The 17168-nt window shown below is 50.7% G+C and carries 15 protein-coding genes; 5 read left to right on the forward strand and 10 right to left on the reverse strand.

Annotated features, from left to right (window positions below; translation table 11 throughout):
* Nucleotides 1–149: 149 nt before the first annotated feature.
* Nucleotides 150–797 (reverse strand): DsbA family oxidoreductase, encoded by a 648-nt coding sequence (locus UNDKW_RS23775; RefSeq protein WP_162060767.1) that lies wholly within the window; start codon nt 795–797, stop codon nt 150–152.
* A 395-nt stretch (nt 798–1192) separates the two neighbouring features.
* Here UNDKW_RS23775 and UNDKW_RS23780 point away from each other — a divergent pair, with 395 nt between their 5' ends.
* Together UNDKW_RS23780 and UNDKW_RS23785 are read left to right on the forward strand one after the other, a co-directional pair.
* Entirely contained in the window at nt 1193–1942 is a 750-nt protein-coding gene (locus tag UNDKW_RS23780; protein ID WP_162060768.1) for an acetoacetate decarboxylase, read from the forward strand.
* A 29-nt stretch (nt 1943–1971) separates the two neighbouring features.
* On the forward strand, nt 1972–2754 hold the full coding sequence (locus UNDKW_RS23785; RefSeq protein WP_162060769.1) for a 3-hydroxybutyrate dehydrogenase: 783 nt from the start codon (nt 1972–1974) through the stop codon (nt 2752–2754).
* An 80-nt stretch (nt 2755–2834) separates the two neighbouring features.
* On the opposite strand, the gene UNDKW_RS23790 is transcribed toward UNDKW_RS23785, so the two are convergent.
* The 3 genes from UNDKW_RS23790 to UNDKW_RS23800 all read right to left on the reverse strand — a co-directional run bounded on the left by UNDKW_RS23790 (nt 2835) and on the right by UNDKW_RS23800 (nt 5930).
* Entirely contained in the window at nt 2835–3596 is a 762-nt protein-coding gene (locus UNDKW_RS23790; RefSeq protein ID WP_162060770.1) for a hypothetical protein, read from the reverse strand.
* Nucleotides 3593–5194, reverse strand: coding sequence for an RNA-directed DNA polymerase (locus UNDKW_RS23795; protein WP_162060771.1), 1602 nt, complete (start codon nt 5192–5194; stop codon nt 3593–3595). Before UNDKW_RS23795 ends, UNDKW_RS23790 begins: the two co-directional genes overlap by 4 nt.
* Nucleotides 5195–5378: 184 nt before the next feature.
* Complete coding sequence (locus UNDKW_RS23800) at nt 5379–5930, reverse strand: cob(I)yrinic acid a,c-diamide adenosyltransferase (RefSeq protein WP_162060772.1); 552 nt, start codon at nt 5928–5930, stop codon at nt 5379–5381.
* A gap of 89 nt (nt 5931–6019) precedes the next feature.
* On the opposite strand from UNDKW_RS23800, the gene UNDKW_RS23805 reads away from it, so the two are divergent.
* The 3 genes from UNDKW_RS23805 (at nt 6020) to UNDKW_RS23815 (ending at nt 9305) form a co-directional block, all read left to right on the forward strand.
* Entirely contained in the window at nt 6020–6652 is a 633-nt protein-coding gene (locus tag UNDKW_RS23805) for a hypothetical protein (RefSeq protein WP_232063096.1), read from the forward strand.
* A gap of 153 nt (nt 6653–6805) precedes the next feature.
* Nucleotides 6806–8230: an FAD-binding oxidoreductase gene (locus tag UNDKW_RS23810; RefSeq protein WP_162060773.1), complete on the forward strand. Its 1425-nt coding sequence runs from the start codon at nt 6806–6808 to the stop codon at nt 8228–8230.
* A 187-nt stretch (nt 8231–8417) separates the two neighbouring features.
* The gene (locus UNDKW_RS23815; protein WP_162060774.1) at nt 8418–9305 is read left to right on the forward strand and encodes a LysR substrate-binding domain-containing protein; all 888 of its coding nucleotides are present in this window, start codon (nt 8418–8420) and stop codon (nt 9303–9305) included.
* A gap of 227 nt (nt 9306–9532) precedes the next feature.
* Here the strand turns inward: UNDKW_RS23815 and UNDKW_RS23820 are convergent, their stop codons facing one another.
* From UNDKW_RS23820 to UNDKW_RS23845, 6 genes are all read right to left on the reverse strand, one after another.
* Nucleotides 9533–11866 carry a bifunctional diguanylate cyclase/phosphodiesterase gene (locus tag UNDKW_RS23820; RefSeq protein ID WP_162060775.1) on the reverse strand — a complete coding sequence of 778 codons (2334 nt, stop codon included), beginning with the start codon at nt 11864–11866 and terminating at the stop codon, nt 9533–9535.
* 243 nt (nt 11867–12109) lie between these two features.
* Nucleotides 12110–13027 carry an aldo/keto reductase family oxidoreductase gene (locus tag UNDKW_RS23825; RefSeq protein WP_162060776.1) on the reverse strand — a complete coding sequence of 306 codons (918 nt, stop codon included), beginning with the start codon at nt 13025–13027 and terminating at the stop codon, nt 12110–12112.
* Between the two features lie 8 nt (nt 13028–13035).
* A complete protein-coding gene (locus tag UNDKW_RS23830) occupies nt 13036–13686 on the reverse strand; it encodes a DsbA family protein (protein WP_162060777.1) in 651 nt (216 codons plus the stop codon).
* 162 nt (nt 13687–13848) lie between these two features.
* Nucleotides 13849–15000: an anhydro-N-acetylmuramic acid kinase gene (locus UNDKW_RS23835; protein WP_162060778.1), complete on the reverse strand. Its 1152-nt coding sequence runs from the start codon at nt 14998–15000 to the stop codon at nt 13849–13851.
* A 53-nt stretch (nt 15001–15053) separates the two neighbouring features.
* Complete coding sequence (locus tag UNDKW_RS23840) at nt 15054–15587, reverse strand: GNAT family N-acetyltransferase (RefSeq protein WP_162060779.1); 534 nt, start codon at nt 15585–15587, stop codon at nt 15054–15056.
* Nucleotides 15588–15590: 3 nt separating this feature from the next.
* Nucleotides 15591–16964: a M23 family metallopeptidase gene (locus UNDKW_RS23845; RefSeq protein ID WP_162060780.1), complete on the reverse strand. Its 1374-nt coding sequence runs from the start codon at nt 16962–16964 to the stop codon at nt 15591–15593.
* Nucleotides 16965–17168 lie beyond the last annotated feature (204 nt).

A 17168-nucleotide genomic window follows, 5' to 3' on the forward strand; every position in this document is an offset into this window, starting at 1 on the left:
GCAGGAGTGCGATGCCGCCTGGGAGTAGCCCCAGGCAAGCATTCAGCTATTCATCCCCCCGTAACTTCAAGGGTGATTGAATAGCCTTCAAAAAAAGCATGGGATTGCCCCTGCTTTTTTCTCCTGCTACAGTTTATTCCTGTTGCAGCTTATTCCTGCGTCATTATCTGGCGCAGCGCCCGTTCAAATACTTCTGGCGGCTGGCCGCCCGAAATCAGGTGGCGCTCGTTGATGATAATCGCCGGTACCGAATTGATGCCTTGCTGGTGATAGAAAGTCTCAGTCTCACGTACCTCGGCAGCATAAGCATCAGATGCCAGGATGCGCGCAGCCTCCGCCGTATCCAGCCCTACTTCACCCGCTACCCGGAGCAAAGCCTCGTGCGAAGCCGGGCTTTCACCCTTGCTGAAATACAGTTCAAACAGCGCTACCTTCAGCGCATGCTGGCGGCCCTGCGTTTCTGCCCAATGCAGCAGGCGGTGTGCATCAAAGGTATTATAAATACGGCTGCGCGTCGCCATATTGAACTCAAAACCCAGCTCTGCACCACGGGCCCGTATCATTTCACGGTTCTTGGCGGTCTGCTCCTGACTCGCGCCGTATTTCTCTGCCAGATGTTCTGCAATGTCCTGCCCTTCCGGCACCATCTTGGGATTTAATTCAAAGGGCTGGAAGTGCAAATCCACTTTGGCATCATCACCTATCTGATCAATTGCTTTTTCCAGTGATTTGAGGCCAATGATGCACCAGGGGCATGACACGTCCGAAACGAAGTCGATTCTGATTTCTTTACTCATGATATTTCTTTCTGCTGTCAGGCCAGTGGACTGTAACAGCTATCCAATTGATGGCGCGTTAAACCAGGGGCTTGTGCACCGATATGCCAAGCTATATATGCACTTTACCAGTCAATTCAAGTGTCTGCTGCCGGATGCTATCGGACGCCACTGCGCCCACCGCCTGCAAATTGATACACATTAGTTTTCCTGGCAAATTCATATATATGCATTAAAAAACAGATAAGCCCACTTTTTTTATGCACATATGGCTATATCTATAAGCCTATGGGTCTGAGGATTACCGACCCCGGAGCAGGAATTTACGGAACCATAAGCGCAACGCTGAGTCATCCCCTGTAGTCTTCATTAGCCGTCTGCATTCCCCTCACCCACGCATTAGCCAAGGAAAAGAAATGACAGAAGATGAAATCCGCCGTAACGCCTTTGCAATGCCTTATTCGAATTCAGCCTTTCCACCCGGGCCCTACCGCTTTACCGACAGGGAATACCTGATCATCACCTACCGCACTGACCCTGATCTGCTGGAAAAAATCATCCCCGCCCCTTTGAAGCTGGCAGAACCTGTCGTCAAGTTTGAGTTCATCAATATGCCAGACTCCACAGGTTTTGGGCATTATTGTGAATCCGGCCAGGTCATCCCGGTGACATTTGATGGTGTGCATGGCGCTTATGTGCACAGCATGTATCTGAATGATCACCCACCAATTGCGGCTGGGCGTGAGCTGTGGGGTTTTCCTAAAAAACTGGGTGATCCTGAACTCCGGGTCCACAAAGACACCCTGGTTGGCACGCTGGACTATAGCGATTTCCGCATCGCCACTGGCACCATGGGTTTCAAGCACACGCAACTCGATCATGCCGCCGTCAAGGCAAGCATGGAAGTACCTAATTTCTTGTTAAAAATCATCCCCCATGTCGATGGCACACCGCGCATCTGCGAACTGGTGCAGTATCAGCTCACTGACATCACTATCAAAGGTGCCTGGGGTGGCCCGGGTGCGCTGGACCTACACCCACACGCGCTGGCCCCTGTCGCTGGTTTGCCAGTACTCGAAGTTTTATCTGCAGTGCATATCCTGTCTGACCTGACTTTACCTTACGGTACAGTCGCCCATGATTACCTCGCCCCCACCAGGAAATAAGCAAGTCATAACCAAATAAAGGAATTCACATGCTACTCAATAATAAAGTCGCCCTCATCACCGGTGCTGCCAGCGGCATAGGCAAAGAAATCGCCATAGAATACGCCAAGCAAGGCGCAAAAATCGTCATCGCCGACATGGCACTCGAAGCAGCACAAGCCACCGCTAAAGAAATCGAAGCGTCCGGCGGTACCGCCATGGCTGTGGCCATGAATGTGACTGACGAAACACAGGTCGATAAAGGCGTGGCTGATGCAGTGGCTGCCTACGGTAATATCGATATCCTGATCAGCAATGCAGGCATACAAATCATCAGCCCCCTGGTCGATCTGAGCCTGGATAACTGGAAAAAAATGCTCGCTATCCATCTGGATGGCGCATTCCTCACCACCCGCGCCTGCATGCGTTCCATGATCGCTGGCGGCAAAGGCGGCAGCGTGATCTACATGGGCTCCGTCCATTCGCACGAAGCATCCCCACTGAAAGCCCCCTACGTCACCGCCAAGCACGGCCTGATCGGTCTGGCAAAAACCGTTGCCAAAGAAGGCGCAAAAAACAATATCCGCGCCAACGTCATCTGCCCTGGCTTTGTCCGTACCCCACTGGTCGATAAACAAATCCCGGAACAGGCAAAAGAACTAGGCATCACAGAAGAAGAAGTCATCAAGAATGTGATGCTGAAAGAAACAGTCGATGGCGAATTCACGACCGTACAAGACGTCGCCCAAACCGCGCTATTCCTCGCGGCCTTTGGCACCAATGCATTGACTGGCCAATCCATTACGGTTAGTCATGGGTGGCATATGCAGTAAGGTGATTTGCTGAACGGCGCACCTGTGCGCTGTTCAGATGAGGTAACTGACTTTAAGGATTCCATACCGTACTGTCACACTTAAAAAGTGTGATCTATCCTTGTCTCATTTGCCTCAACAAATTTGATCAGTTCAGCTAAAACATCAGAACTTGGCTTTCCTCCTGAAAGCCGTAGAATGAGTGGATCAATTTCTGCATAATGAAAAGTGCCGCGTCTAGGATTAAAAAGTCCGATATGCGACCATTTTCTTCTCCCAGTATTTGCATCAAGTGCCAAGTAGGATATTAATTGCTTGATGTTGCTTCCTGATGCTCTCCGGGTAGTTGTCTTAACTTCTATTAATGCAGTTCCTATCCCTATATCACCTTCACAAGAGTTTAAAAACCCAGATCCACTAAATTTCGGGCAAAACTCTATATTTTCACTTTCTGGAAATGCGGCAAATAATGCATCATAGCGACTACATAATAGAAAGCCGTCAGCCATTTCCATTTCTGACAATGGCGCACTTACAATTGCTTGATTACCGTCATACCTTTGAATTAATTGAAACGCTAGCTTCTGAGCATCGGCAACGATAGGTGCCTGACACCAAGCATCCTGTATGCTTAGACCATTTTGATTTGCGAGTTGTGCAAGGCGAAAAGCGAATTCTGCAATGATATCAAGGCGCTTAGTACCAGGCTTAACCAGAATAGGAACTAATTCTCTTCGACTACGATCGCATAGAATTTTTTGATATGCTTCATTAAATAGCGAAACAAATTGAGGTGTGAGCAAAGGAAGGAGTTCGCTCCAAAAAGAATGAAAAGCGCGGGAAAATGATCTCTCAGAAATCATACTGGCGCACTTTTATTTTTTTGAAACCTAGCCGAGTACCAATCGCGAATTAGCAACTCAGGCTCACCCCAATTAGATTTTGTATTTTCCCTCCAATGCTTCCCTTCATCTCCTAGTGAGTAAGAAGAAATAATAAAAGCACGTCTCTCAAATAGGGACATGGATCCGTATCTATTTTTTATATCTGTAAGCCAATAGTGACAATTCCAATTGGCCATAATCAACATTATCAACCGACGTATCATAGGATTAGAAATATTATCAAAAACCTCACAAAGAATTTCCTCCTTGCGCAAAGTTCGATTTCCGCTAAGTGCCCTAATGTAATAGGATAAGTTAACTTCTACAGAGAGAAGAGGTGATTTTTTGCTCGATAGTTCACACAATATTTCATCTATTTTTGTTTGAAAAAGTGGATTCGATTTAGAGTAAATTTCTCTAACAACTCGCATCACAGTTACAAAAACGGGAGCAAGTGTCATCAAATTGTTATATTCCAAAAGCATTTCAACAGCAAGCTCTTGCTGTTTATTATTCAATGCTAAAACCGCTTGAACTGCATGTTTAGCAACGACTGAATCAATCGTTGTTTTCCCGATCTCCCTACCTAAAATTCCAATTATGTCAATTTGCTCAATCGCATCTTTTAACTCTTCATACTCATCTTCCGCATTTGGCGAATATGGGTCAAATCGGAGCGAAATATTCAGCAACTTTTGCTCCTCTGTTGCTAGTTTTTCGTTGGCATCCGCTGGGTCAAGTAGTTGTGCAGTTTGTCGGAATTCATCAGCAGAAATAATACGTGTTTTTTTCTTTTGAAGGACAAGCCCTTCGTTCATAAGTTTTTCAGATAAAAAAACTAAAATTCGATATGCATCACTTTTATCCTCACAGAAAATTGCATAGTCATCCGCATATCTACAAAATTTTATTCCTTTTCGAACCAATAAAGTATCAACTCCATTTAACGCTAATTCTGAGAGTAAACGAGAAGCTGGTCCTCCAACTGGAAGACCGTATGACACATTTTTTGAAAATGAATTCAAGAGAGCCATTATTCGCTTCGGAGTATCACCAACCTCAGGAAGTCGATTAAGAGCATTTTCTACTCGATGATGGTAAATACGCGGATAAAAATCAGAGATATCAGTTTGGACGACAATAGGATAATCTTCACTCAACTTTAAACATTGTTTCCTAAAATCATTCCAAGTGCTGTCTTTGAAGATTTTAGCTTCATCATCTTGCCAATTAAAACGATAAGAGAAGACTACATTTTGCGCTTCTGGAATTCGTTGATCCTCAATTTTTTGAGCCAAAGAGATTACTAAGGCCAAGTAATATGCGTTCCAAAAAGGGTCAATTAATGTTGCCCATCTAAATCCTGTATATCCGACTTGTGCCAAGGTAGGCATGGTCTCAGGCGGAGACATCGCAATTTGATTATAAAAATTAGTGTGAATAGCCGTTAAAACTGCTTTTGATTCTTTAGGTTTGTCATAGAAAACGAAATTTTCAAATGGGAATGGGAAAATATCAGTATCGCCGTGACTAGCTATATTTCTCAATGATGCCGCTATTGCCGAATCGATTTTCATAATTACCTTTTTTACGCACACACAATTTCAATAGTTTACTTTTATCAAAATATAGCTTATTTTAAAAATATAAAAAAAGCAATTATTTAATCAAGTCACCGAGGTAACTTATCGCAAATACGCATTCGAAAAATTAATTCATACCTTTTACTTATAGGCAAAACCCATCTCAAAATTCATTGCATCATCTCGTCCTATCTTTTTCCCACAACACATCCGATCCCCCCGCATACCAGTTCAACACCCGCGACAACACAAACAGCAAGTCCGACAAGCGGTTCATATACTGCCTTGGTGCGTCATTGATGGTCTCGGCATTGCCGACGCTGACTATCGCGCGTTCGGCGCGGCGGCAGACGGTGCGGCAGACGTTGGCGATGGCGGCGGCGCGGGAGCCTCCTGGCAGGATGAAGTCTTTTAATGGTGGCAGGTCGGCATTGTATTTCTCGAGCAGGGAGTCCAGCCTTTCTACCTGGGTATCGGTGATCATGGTGTAGCCGGGGATGCAGAGTTCGCCGCCCATGTCGAACAGGTCGTGCTGGATGGAAAACAATTCCTGCTTCATCTGCTCTGGCATGTCTTCACACAGCAGGACGCTGATCTGGGAATTGAGTTCATCCACGTCACCCATGGCGTGCACGCGCAGGGCGTCTTTGGCGACGCGGCTGCCGTCACCGAGGCCGGTCGTACCTTTGTCGCCGGTACGTGTTGCGATTTTTGAGAGTCGATTACCCATGGCAAATAAATTAAGTGAAAAATAAATAAGGAAGTGTGCAAGGATACGGCAAAATCTGCCTGGATACATTATGCACAGCGCTGTGCAGCATGCACATCATAGCTGGTATTGGTGCTTGGACACTCGCCAAGATTGCCCTGCTTGCCGCGTATCAATATAATCTCGCCATGACACTTATACAATTATTCGCCGCGATACGCGCTTCTTATGTTGCCGTGCTGACTGCGGCCATCAATCAGGTTAATGCCCACGTTGAACCGGCCTACCGCAATGCCGATGGTGCACTCGCTCTGGAAGGCAGCCCGGCCTTGCCCTGCCGGGCAGACTGGATACCGTTAGAGGGTGAATATGCCGGTCAGTCGCACACGGTGGATGCCAAAACCCAGCTGGAATTTGAGCCCTTTGGCTTTGGCATGTCTGGTACTGAAGTAAGCATCACTCCGTTTACCTGGGACTGGCTGCCCCTGCAGATCAGCGGCCTTGCGCCTGAGCCTGCAGAGGCTATCCTCGCAGACTGGTTCATGGCCTGGTTTGATGCTGAGGATAACAATGCCAAAAATGCCGAAGGCCTGTATGGGGTCGTGCATTTCATGTCAGGCATTACGCAGGAAGATGAAGCCCTGCAAGTCAGCATAGACCTGGGTTCTGTCTCGGAGGCGGCTCTGGAAGATTTGCTATTCAAACTGACTGATGCCAAGGCGCAGTCCATACAACTGGGCTGAAGTAGCACTGCAAAGTACTGCTTGCCGAACAGGCAATATTTGTACACGCATTGCTGCTGGCAAATAAAATAAGGCAGGAAGTTGGAAAGCTTACGGCAAAATCTGGCAGGACACAGCATAATAGAGGTCACCACTACCTGTACGGACCGCATAATGAACCATCCTGCCATTTTGGCGAATGTCAGAAAGCCCCTGCCCGCTGGCCTGCTGCATGCTCTGCAAGCCTTGCTGGAAGACCGTTGCAGCATTGCCCTGGCAGTGCGCGAGCATCATGGCCGCGATGAGTCTTCGTATGACCCCATGCCGCCAGAAGCGGTGGTATTTGCCCAGAGCACCGAAGAGGTCGCAGAGATCGTCAGACTGTGTCATGCGCATGATGTGCCAGTGATCCCCTATGGTGCCGGTTCTTCGCTGGAAGGCCATATCCTGGCCCTGCATGGCGGCGTGACGATAGATTTGTCACAGATGAACAAGATGGTGGCTGTGCATGCCGAGGATTTGACCGCTACCGTGCAGGCTGGCGTGACACGCAAGCAACTGAATACCGAGATACGCGACACCGGCCTGTTCTTCCCGATAGACCCTGGTGCTGATGCCAGCCTGGGTGGCATGGCAGCCACGCGGGCATCCGGCACAAACGCGGTGCGCTACGGCACCATGCGTGAAAACGTTATGGCGCTGACGGTGGTGACAGCAGATGGCCGCATCATACGTACGGGTTCGCGTGCCAAGAAATCATCTGCCGGTTACGATTTGACGCGGGTGTTTGTCGGCAGTGAAGGCACGTTGGGCATTATCACTGAAGTCACCGTCAAACTTTATCCCTTGCCGGAAGCCATCTCGGCTGCGGTGTGCAGCTTCCCTGATAATGCCGATGCGGTGAATACCGTTATCCAGACCATACAGATGGGCGTGCCAATTGCGCGGGTAGAATTTCTGGATGCGAATGGCGTGCGTGCCATCAATGCGCATGACAAGCTGAATTTGCCAGTCAAGCCTTTGCTGCTGTTTGAATTTCATGGTACTGAGCATGGCGTCAAGGAACAGGCTGAGCTGGTACAGGAGATAGCAGCAGCCAATGGTGCCGGTGATTTTGAATGGGCGACCAGGCCAGAAGACCGCAGCCGCCTGTGGGCTGCGCGGCATAATGCCTATTTTGCGCTGCTGCAATTACGGCCAGGTTCACGTTCTATTTCTACCGATTGCTGCGTACCGATTTCACGCCTGGCTGAATGTATCAGTGAGACCCAGATAGATTGTGAAAACCATGGCATTACCTATTCCATCATAGGCCATGTCGGCGATGGTAATTTTCATGTGCTGATGCTGGTAGATCCGGACAGCCCGGATGAAATTGCGGTGGCAGAATCCATCAACCAGCGCATGGTGACGCGGGCGATTGCCATGGATGGCACCTGCACGGGTGAGCATGGCGTGGGCATACACAAGATGGGATTTTTGATAGAAGAACATGGGGCAGATGCAATACGCATGATGCGTATGCTCAAGCATGCATTTGATCCCAAGAATATTTTAAACCCGGGCAAAATTATTGCGTGGGATGAGGCTGAAGAATAAATCGAGACAGTATTCAATTTGGTAAAAAACCACTCACCATAGAGACACTGAATCACAAAGTAAGCACCGAGAAAAGCAAGCAAAGGATATACAGAATTCCTCTTTGTCTTTTATTGCGACAACCGGATTTACGGGTGATCTCTTAACGAGTGCTTGAGTACGCTACATAAAACAAATCAGGAAGAGTATGGCAACACGATTACCACCGGTACATGCATTATCTGCTTTTGAGGCTGCGGCGCGGCATAGTTCTTTTGCGATCGCGGCAGAGGAATTGTGCATCACACCTTCTGCACTGTCGCACCGCATACGTCTGCTGGAAGAACATTTGTGCGAGCGCGTTTTTGTACGTGAAGGGCGCAGTGTCACGCTGACTGAGTTTGGTCGCCGTTACCTTGATGTGGTGCGGGTAGCCTTGCGCACCTTGTCTGATTTCCCGCTGCCAAACAAGATCACGCAAAGTCAGTTGCGCGTCAAGGTGACGGTGCCGCCTACCTTTGCGCGCTATATGTTCATGCCGCGCCTGGCTGAATTCATGCACCAGTATCCCGATATAGAAATTGAAGTCTATCTGTTTGTGCCGCTATATGATCTGAGCTTGTCAGAAAGTGATGTAGAAGTGCGTTTTGGTGCTGGCGAATATCCTAATCTGGTCACCAAGAAATTATTTGTTGAACCCAGCTTTGCCGTCGCCAGCCCGGCTTACCTGAAATCTTTGCCGTCGATACAGACACCGGCAGACCTGCGTCATGCCAGACTCTTGCGGTCTGCCCTGGAACCCTGGCAGCCATGGTTTGAAGTGGCCGGACTGGACTGGCCAGAACCAACGACAGGCTTGCGCATCGATGACCTGGGCCTGTTGCTGGAAGCAGTCAAGCATGGCCATGGCATAGGCCTGACACGCCAGCATTTTGCCCAGGAGATGATCAACCGGGGTGAGGTCGTGCGTGTGTTTGATACGCAACTGGCAACGCCACCGCATGCCTATTACCTGGTGCATGAGGCCCAGGCAAATATACGGCCCGAGGTAGCGCTTTTCATAGACTGGATGCAGGCAACTTATCAGCAGGCTTAGTGCTATGTTTTGTAGGGTGCGCCATGCGCACCGTTTGAGACACGGACACGCCTCCTTGAGTTTATAGTTTGCTGCATGCGATGGTGCGCACGGCGCACCCAGCAATTTGCTCAGGCTAATCAATCACCGGGACTTGGGTAATGAGAAAACCGTAGGGCGCATTGTAATGCGCCCCACAACACGGCTACGTTTAAAACTAGCCTATGTGCACCGCAAAACTGTCTGCGCTACACCACCCTGCTGCTTTCCTGCCCCGGTTGCTCTATCTGTTTTTGCAGGGCCAGCCATTTGTCCAGTGGCATGGGGCGGGCGAACAAGAAGCCCTGCATGGATGCGCAACCGTTGGCGATCAAAAATTCTGCCTGCTCCTTGGTCTCCACCCCTTCTGCCACTACACGCAAACCCAGGTGGGATGCCATCGACAATATCGATTGCACGATGGCCGTGCCATTCGCATCACCCGGCGTATCGTGAACAAAACTCTTGTCTATCTTGAGTTCATACAAAGGCAGGCGTTTGAGGTAAGCCAGGCTGGAATAGCCGGTACCAAAATCATCGATGGAAAAACGTATGCCCAGCGTCGTCAATTCCAGCATGCGGGCGATGGTGTCTTGCAGGTTATCAATGAGCAGGCCCTCTGTCACTTCAAAGATCAGGCGTGATGGCGGCGCGCCAGTGTAGCGTAAGACGCGCCTGACTTTTTCTACAAAATCTGGCTGACGGAATTGCTTGGGGCTGACATTGACAGACAGCGGGATGTCCCAGCCTGCCGCCTGTAATTGCAGCAGGGCCAGGCAGCCCTGTTCCAGCACCCAGTCACCGAGCCGCAAGATCATGCCGGATTCTTCTGCCACTGGGATAAACAGCGCGGGTGACACAAATCCACGCTCAGGGTGTATCCAGCGCATCAGCATTTCACCACCAACCGGCTTGCCCAGTCTGTCAACCTGGGCCTGGATATACATATACAGTTGCCCGCCCGAGATGGCTTCGCCCAACTCCCTTTCCATGGTCAGCCTTTGCTCGACCTCGGTCTGCATGCCGGTTTCATAAAAAGCGATCTGGTTGCGGCCACTGCTCTTGGCGCGGTACATGGCGGTATCTGCTTCACGCAGCAGGTCGTGCGAATTCTGGTTTTCTCTTGGCAACAGGGTCACGCCTATGCTGCAGGTCGTGCTGTATTGCAGGCCATTGATGTCAAAAAACTGTGAGATCGAATGGCGGATTTTCTCAGCCACGGCCTGTGCGGCGTGAGCACCTGCTGCGGCATTATTCGAGATATGGCAGAGCATGACGACGAATTCATCACCGCCTATATGGGCCACCGTATCGACTTCGCGCAGGCTGCTGGAGAGTCTTTGCGCGACCAGGTTCAGCAAGGCATCGCCAACGGCATGGCCGCGCGCATCATTGATGTATTTGAAGTGGTCGAGATCGATGAACAGCACTGCACTGACCATATTGCTGCGTCTGGCGGTGGCCAGCAGTATGCTCATGCGGTCCAGCAAGAGGCGGCGATTCGGCAAGCCTGTCAGCACATCGAAATAAGCCAGCCTGTGTATATGTTCCTGGGCTTTTTTGCGGTCACTGATGTCGCGCCCGGTAGCAACCCAGTGGCTGAACAGACCGTGTTCGTCGGCCAGCGGTACCACGTCGGCCTCCATCCAGAATTCACTGCCATCGTGGGTGTAGCAAATCAGTTCTATATGAACCGATTCATAAGACAGCAATGCCTGGTTGAGTTTATCGACTTCATCTACCTGGGTGCGCGGCCCTTGCAAAAAAACCGGGGACCTGTCGATGACATCCTCACTTTTAAAACCAGTCTGGCGCACGAAGGCGTCATTGACGAAGACGATCTTGAGACGGCGTTTCCCTGCGCCATCAATATCGACCTTGATGATCATGACGATGTCATTAAGGCGCGCCACGGCAGCAACAATCAGGCGCAATTCTTCGTTCGCTGCTTTTAATGAAGATTGCCCGTGTTGCAATGAAGCAGCGATGACATGCTGATGTTCAAGAGAACTATCCAGCCTATGCAACAACACGCTGCAAGAAATGGACATAACGGCTGTGATAAAACTGAAATTGATGGTCACCACCACCAGTTGCATGAAGGGGTGGGAATCAAAGCCATAAACATGCAAATTGGAATCAGAGATATAGCCCACCCCCAGCAAGCTCACTGAAGCCAGCACCAGCGCATACATGGACAACCGCATGTTCAGCAGCAACGAGGTCAGTACCGGGAATGCCAGTAAATAAATCAAGCCAGTCAGGCCGACCTTGATGAGGAACCAGACACCGAGGAGATACAGGAAAAGCAAAAAATTCCAGGCGCGTTGCTGATAACTCAAAAAAGGCAGGCGCCAGATCGTGGCAACCCAGCCCAGGGCAAAAATATCCACCACGACGACTGACCACAGGTTTTCACTGATGGCCAGCACGATGCTGGGTATGGCTGTTGCGCCACCAAGTGCGAGTACAAAAAACAGGATGGCCGACAGAACCTGCTCACGCCACTGGTGGGTTTCCCCAGGTGCCGAAGAGCTAACCATGAAATTACTGCGGATGAATTGAAAAACAGTCACAAATCCTGTCCTTCTGCAATCACATCACGAAACGGGCCAGACCAGATTTAGCGGCCAGAAAGGTAATAATATACCAACATTTATCGATTCAAACAGAAATTGCGGCCTTGCTCGCAAAAAGCGACAAATGACTTTACACAAGGCAACAATATGGCTGTTTGGCAGGCTGGTTGATCAACAAACTGATCAATCAGTGCCTGACAATCCCGACTAATCTACGTTTTTGCCCGCAGACGCACACCACAGGGCAAACCATTGTTCACGGCTGAGTTTGATGGCAGTAGCATTGACTGCATCTTCAATCGCGGCGATACGGCCTGAACCTGTCAGCACCAGTGGCCGGGATGGATGTTGCAAAATCCAGGCAAGGGCAATGGTACTGGGGCTGCTATCAAGCTCTGCAGCAATGCGGGCCAGCACAGTGCTGATACGCTGGCCACGTTCGTCCTGCTCATGCAGGGGACGGAACAGGCTGCCACCGCCAAGGGCCGACCAGATCATCGGTGCAATGCGCAGGCGCTGACACAAATCCAGCGTGCCATCGTGCAGGGGCTGCATATGCAGCAGCGATAATTCAACCTGATTGGTCACCAGCGGGAAGCGGGATGCCAGCAATTCAAATTGACTGTTGGTGAAATTTGACACGCCAAAATGCCTGACCTTGCCACTGTCCTGCAGGTGCTGGAAGGCACCGGCGATTTCATCGGCATCCATGAGCGGATCTGGCCTGTGTATCAGCAATAGATTAAGCTGTTCTATTTGCATCGCACGCAATGATTGTTCTGCCGACGCAATGATGTGTGCGGCACTGGTATCGTAATGCTGCATGCCATGGGCAGGGCGATTATCAGACACCAGCTTGATGCCACATTTGCTGACGAACTGGAACTTGTCACGCAGATGCGGTGCCAGCGCTATCGCCTCACCGAGCAATTGCTCGCTCTCATAATTGCCATAGATATCTGCCTGGTCTATGGTGTTAATGCCAAGCGCCAGCGCCTTCTCAAGAAAAGTCACTCTTTGCTGTGCTGTCATCTGCCAACTGGCGAGCCGCCACAGGCCAAGTACGATGCGGGAAAATTCAGGGCCATTTGGAGCGATAGGGGCAATCTGTAAATGTGGGGTCATGCTATTTGTCATTGTTGTGTCAGTGCCTGGAAAGTAGAGATCAGATCATCACGCGTGGTGTAGCCAGAAGCGAGCATGTGTAGAGCACCTTCATGCACGAGCAAGAGCGCCGGAAAGCCTCGTATTCCCCAGTTTTTTGCCTGCTCAAAATGCTCGCGGGCATCTGACATGGCCATGGGTGACACCAGGGTTTCGGCAAAGCTGGCCACATCAAAACTGCCCTCACCTTCGACCTTGTTCATCGCAGCGACGGCAAGTTCAGACAAGACTGCCGGATCACGCACATCACGCCCTTGCGCATAAAAACCATGCTGTACCGCATGGAAGACGGCCAGTGCAGATCGCCCGGTATCATCGTCAGTCAGCGTGCGCGCAGTCACCACTGCACGGCAGGCTGGTTCGGTGTCATACACAAAGCCGGGCTGTGGCATGGCACTATCGCTAAAAGGCAGGCCACTACGTTCTGCTACCTGCTGCCAGTGCCCCATGATGGAAGTGCGCGTAGCATCATCCAGCACTTGTTTGTTATAGGCGCGCAAACCGCCCATAATCAAATCAATTTTGGCATGCGGCACAGTATCAAGAAAAGCCAGCAATTCTGGCCCGAACCCATAGCACCAGGAACACATGGGGTCGGCGACATAAATCAGTTGCGTCATAAAGCAATCTCAACGTATCAGTATTGATTTGCCATTGTATAGAAACTTGGGATTGACTGTCGCCTGCGATTTTGCAGGGTGCGCTGTGCGCACCTGCCTGCCTATATTTGCACGCATGGATTTACACGCGTGACTACGGTGTGCACGGCGCACCCTGCTAAACTACGCGGGGTAAAGGGCACCTAAAATTCGCCCGCCAGCGGCCCCCGTCACATCCGCCAGATTGCCCGGCAAACGCAGGCAAAAGCGCTGTGCCAGCCAGGCGAAGGCCAGGGCCTCTACCTGTTCAGGTGCGACACCGAGCACCGCAGTGCTGCTGACAACGGCAGGGCAGGATTGCGCTGCCAGAAGAGCCTGCAAGCGCTGCATGAGCTGGTGATTGAGAGCACCACCACCGCAGACATAAACATGGGCGGCATCGGCAGCATGGCGGGCAATATCATTAGCCAGCGTCAATGCGGTAAACTCACATAAAGTTGCCTGCACATCGACAGGCGATGCAGCCTCGAATCCCTCCAGCTTGCCTTGCAGCCATGCGGGATGAAACAAATCACGCCCCGTGCTTTTGGGTGGTGGCATCCGCAGATAAGCTTCGTCCATCAGGCTTTCCAGGAGGGTTGGTATGACTGCGCCCTGTGCTGCCCAGTCACCATTGGCATCATAGCTTTTACCCTGATGTTGCAGCACCCAGGCATCCATCAATACATTGCCGGGGCCGGTATCAAAACCACGGGTACTGCCATCTGCCGCGAGCACGCTGATATTGCTGATGCCGCCGATATTGGCAACCACGCTGGAAGCACCCGCGCGGCCAAATACGGCACGGTGAAAGGCGGGCACCAAGGGTGCGCCCTGACCTCCGGCGGCGACATCACGGCTGCGGAAGTCAGCGATAACATCTATCCCCGTCAACTCTGCCAGCAAAGAAGGGTTATTGGTCTGACGGGTGTAGCCTAGCTCTGGCCTGTGCCGGATAGTCTGGCCATGCGCACCTATGGCATGCACAGTTTGCTCCGGCGCACATGCCTGCAGCTTTTTGACGCAAGCGGCATAGGTGCTGGCGAGTGCATTTGCCAGCAGTGCCTCATGATGCAGTTCATTGTCACTGGCCTGCTGCAGGCGCATGGCTTGCTGGCGCAAGTCTGGGTCAAAGGGGATATAGGCAGTTGCAATGATCTGCATGCCTGGATCAACTCCATCGGCTTCATCAACTGGATCAGGCAGACGCACCATGACACCATCCACGCCATCGAGGCTGGTGCCTGACATCAGGCCTATATAGATGTTTGCCGTATTGTGTTGATTGTGCAGCATGCTGATTCCACCTGTATGTTGATCTGCATGAGTATAGAAGAATCAATTGAGTATTACAGCGTCTTGCAAAAAATTCTGTTGTCGACTTCTTCGTTTTCCATGCGGAAGACGGTGGCACCTATGTCGGCATAACCAGTACCTGGATAAAAGCGCAGGGCTTTGTCGTTACCGACCCAGGCTGTCAGCCACAGTTGCTGTACGCCCAGAGAACGTAAATGTTCTTCGGCTTCAGCCAGCAAGCGGCGGCCTATGCCGCGACTAAAGAATCCAGGATGCACGTACAGATGATCGAGTTCGGCCTGGTGTTCGGCCTGCACCTGGTCATTGCGTTTACCATTCAGCGTCTGACAATAGCCAACCAGATGGCCATCCATTTCTGCCAGCAGGATGTGGGTATGTTCTTGCGCGAGATAGGCGGCCGTGCGTGCTGCTGTCAGTTCAGACAGCACATAATCGGCAATCGACTTTTTGATGCCATGCTTGACATAGGTATCAAGCCAGACTTGCAATATCAATACAGTCAAGGCAGAGACATCCTCTGTCTCTGCCTTGCGTATGATGACTTCGCCCCCTGCCAAACCAGCCAAGGCTTATGAGCGCTTGGCCGCCAGACGCATGACTTCTGCCATGCGTTCAGGATGCAGCAGGTTGAAGCGATGAATCATGTCGCCAGCAAAACCTTTGAAGCGGCTCATTTCAGCGGCTGCCAAAGGCGCTGCCTCTGTCATGTTGATGCTCATCGGGTCACGCGCTTCATTATTGACGCGGAACTCATAATGCAGATGTGGACCAGTGGACCAGCCGGTAGTACCGACATAACCAATGACATCGCCCTGGCTGACCTTGCTGCCCTTGTGTATGCCGGGAGCAAAACGACTCATGTGGGCGTAAGCTGTGCTGTAGTTATTCCAGTGCTTGAGCACGACCAGGTTGCCATAGCCATTGCTGGGCGCGGCGGAATCAACTACGCCATCAGCCGAGGCGCGGATAGGTGTACCCGTGGCAGCAGCAAAATCAACACCCTTGTGCGCCTTCCATTGACCGGAGATAGGATGCACGCGCATGGAGAAGCCAGAAGATACGCGGGTAAATTCTATCGGTGACTTCAGGAAGGCTTTTTTGAGGGACTTGCCGTCAAAGGTGTAGTAACCACCCTTGCCACCAACCTCTTCAAACCAGGCAGCCTGATACAGCTTGCCAGAATTGCTGAATTCACCTGCCAGCACGCGGCCAGTGCGGACGCGCTCACCGTTTTGCCAGAAGCTTTCATAGACAATATTGAAATAGTCACCCTTTTGCAGGCGCTGGTAATCAACATTGGTCTCGAACATGGATTTGACCTGCTCGGTGACGTTGTAAGGGATCATGGCATCATCGGCAGCCGGGTAAAAGGCGGTACGGATATAGGCTGTTGCCATTTCCACACGTCTTTCGAGCTTGGCAGTAACATCGGAAGATGTCAGTTTGCCATGGGCATCACGGTTGATGACGATATTTCTGACTGGTTTGTCCGGGCCATCAGAGACCGTTGTTTGCAACCACAGCAGTTCACCCTCTTCATCCGTTTTAACTGCCACGGTTTTGTCAGCCCTGAATTGCAGGATAGTACGTGCAATATTGTCTGATTTGATGAACTGTGCCGCTTCTTCATCATCCACGCCTATGCGCTGCAAGAACGTGGCCAACTGCTCACTGCTCTTGAAGGTGGCTTCACGGATGAATTGCTGATCAACCGCTTCGAGTGCGGCGACCTGTTCATCAAGGGAAGGCAGGCTGAGTTCTTCCTTGATGCGCTTGACGGGCAAGTCAGATGCATCTGGTGCCAAAGGAGCAACACCAGCAGCGCCAAATGCGCAAACAGCAAAGAAGAGTGCGGAAACAGAAACGATGCGCGAAGCGCGTGTGGTGCCGAATAACAGCCTGCCGCCAGAGACGATACGAAGTAATTTATCTGTTGGACGCATGCAATAAGTTAAAATTGACTGGTTTTATAGAAAATTCGAGTACATTGCGGTGAGATGTTTTTGCATATTTTATGCGCACATTATCAAGACGGCAATATTAAAACTCGCACTAAGTTCGGGATTAAAAAACCAGGCAAAGGCATTAAAATGCTGACATCTGGCTTGAACGATAATCCCTGCTAATTAACCAACACCCAGAATTTG

The sequence above is a fragment of the Undibacterium sp. KW1 genome (genome assembly GCF_009937955.1).
Taxonomy (GTDB): Bacteria; Pseudomonadota; Gammaproteobacteria; order Burkholderiales; family Burkholderiaceae_D; genus Undibacterium.